Origin of the sequence: Pseudorhodobacter sp. (assembly GCF_030452865.1) — a bacterium.
GTDB lineage: Bacteria > Pseudomonadota > Alphaproteobacteria > Rhodobacterales > Rhodobacteraceae > Pseudorhodobacter.
On record NZ_JAKDLJ010000453.1, the window covers coordinates 1 to 2,677 of the forward strand.

A 2,677-nucleotide genomic window follows, 5' to 3' on the forward strand; every position below is an offset into this window, starting at 1 on the left:
CCTTTCGGCCCGGCATCGAGCCGTGCAATGCCCGCGCGCTTGCACATCGCCTTGATCCGCACCACCAGCATCAGGGTATTGACCTCTTTCGGCAGCGGGCCGAAACGGTCAATCAATTCGGCAGCGAAGCCTTCGAGTTCCACCTTCGTCGTCAGGCCAGACAAGCGGCGATACAGCCCAAGCCGCAGGTCAAGGTCTGGCACATAAGCCTCTGGTATCAATACCGGAACGCCAAGATTGATTGTCGGTGCCCATTGGTCATCCAACTCCGCCAAACCGGCGATTTCACCGGAACGCAGCTTGGCAATGGTTTCTTCTAGCATGGATTGGTACAACTCATACCCGACCTCCTTGATATGGCCGGATTGTTCTTCGCCCAACAGATTGCCGGCACCGCGCAAGTCCAGATCATGTGAAGCAAGGTTGAAACCCGCCCCAAGCGAGTCGAGACTGCCAAGCAAACGCAGACGCTTCATCGCCTGCGGCGTCAAAGGCGCGCGGGGTTTGGTGGTCAGATAGCAGTAGGCCCGCGTTTTCGCCCGCCCGACCCGGCCCCGGATCTGGTAAAGTTGCGATAGCCCGAACATATCGGCGCGGTGGATGATCATGGTGTTCGCGGTCGGAATATCCAGACCTGATTCCACGATGGAGGTTGCGACCAGAACATCCTGTTTTCCATCATAGAAATCGTTCATCCTCTGGTCGAGATCGCTCGCCGCAAGCTGCCCGTGCGCGACGAGATAGGTCACCTCCGGCACATGCGTTTTCAGGAAATCCTCCACAAAGGGCAGATCCGAAATTCTCGGCACCACAAAGAACGACTGCCCGCCGCGATAGCGTTCGCGCAGCAGCGCTTCGCGGATCGTCACAGTGTCAAATTCGCTGACATAGGTGCGGATCGCCAGACGGTCCACCGGCGGCGTCGCGATGATCGAAAGATCACGCACACCCGTCAGCGACAGTTGCAAGGTACGCGGGATCGGTGTCGCGGTCAGCGTCAGCACATGCACGTCCGAACGCATCTCTTTCAACCGCTCCTTATGGCTGACGCCGAAATGCTGTTCCTCGTCAATCACCAGCAGACCGATGTTCTTGAAGCGGATCGCCTTGGCCAGAACCGCATGGGTGCCGATCACGATATCGACGGTGCCATCGGTCAACCCCGCCCGCGTGCCTGCGGCATCCTTTGCGCTCACAAAGCGTGACAAGGGTTTGACATTGATCGGAAAACCACGGAACCGCTCCGCAAAGCTGCGGTAATGTTGCCGCGCCAGCAGCGTCGTCGGCGCGATCACCGCAACCTGCATCCCCGCGAGCGCCGCAACGAAAGCCGCGCGCATTGCCACTTCGGTTTTGCCAAAGCCGACATCCCCGACGACCAAGCGGTCCATCGGGCGGCCCGCCTCCAGATCGGCAATGACATCGGCAATCGCGGTCAGTTGATCCTCGGTCTCGGTATAGGGAAAGCGCGCAGCGAAGGCTTCCCACAACCCTTGCGGCGCTTCCATCACCGGGGCTTTGCGCAGGTGGCGCTCGGCCGCGATGCGCATCAGACGCTCGGCGATTTCACGGATCCGGGCCTTCAGCTTGGCCTTCTTGGCCTGCCAGGCGCCTCCACCCAAACGGTCCAGCAGCCCTTCCTCATGACCATAGCGGCTGAGAAGTTCTATGTTTTCAACGGGCAAGTAGAGCTTGGCGTTTTCGGCATATTCAATGCTCAGGCATTCATGTGGCGCACCCAGGGCGGTGATGGTTTCCAAACCGTGATAGCGCCCGACGCCGTGTTCGACATGCACCACCAGATCACCGGGCGACAGGGTTTCGACATCACGCAGGAAGTTTTCCGCTTTGCGCTTGCGTTTGGGTTTGCCAATCAAGCGGTCGCCCAGAACATCCTGCTCCGATATCACAGCCAGCCCCGGCGCGATGAACCCGGCCTCCAGCGGCCAGACCATCAGGAAAAGCCCACCGGTTCCTTTCACGGCGCGAAAGTCCTCAACCTCCACCGCGCCCAAAATATCCTGATCGGCGATCAGCCCGCGCAGGCGTTCACGGGCACCTTCCGACCAGCTTGCGATCACCACATTTCGATCTTGACGTATTTTCTGAACATGATCGGCAAGAGCGTTGAAAAGACTTATGTTTTCTTGTTGGCGTTCAGGCGCAAAGCTGCGCCCTATGCGCCCACCGGCGTCCAGAACTCCCGGACCGGGAGATTGCGCGAGCGGTGAAAGCTGGATCAAACGATGCGGCGCGATTGCGGCTTCCCAAGCGGTATCATCCAGATAAAGCAGGTCCGGCGCGACAGGCTTATAGACGGTATCAAGGCGCCCCTTTGCCTTCATCGCCTCGGCCCGCGCGTCATATTGATCGTCGATCCCTTCCCAGCGTGACAAGCGCGCAGGGGTAACCTGATCGTCCAGCATCACCGCCGCATCCGGCAGATAGTCAAACAGGGTTTCCAGCCGCGCATGAAAGAACGGCAGCCAATGCTCCATCCCCTGATGTTTGCGCCCGGCACTGACCGCCTCATACAGCGGGTCGTCAGAGCCGCCCGCACCGAATTCCACCCGATAATTCTGCCGGAACCGCGAAATCGCGGCGTCGTCAAGGATCACCTCCGACACCGGAGCAAATTCCACCGATTTCAGCTTTTCGGTGGTGCGCTGGGTTTCCG

1 protein-coding gene is annotated in these 2,677 nt (G+C 59.5%); it reads right to left on the reverse strand.

Annotation, left to right across the window (positions count from 1 at the left end; genetic code table 11):
• On the reverse strand, positions 1-2,677 hold a 2,677-nt coding region (gene mfd, locus L0H65_RS17940), incomplete at both ends, for a transcription-repair coupling factor (protein ID WP_301460577.1).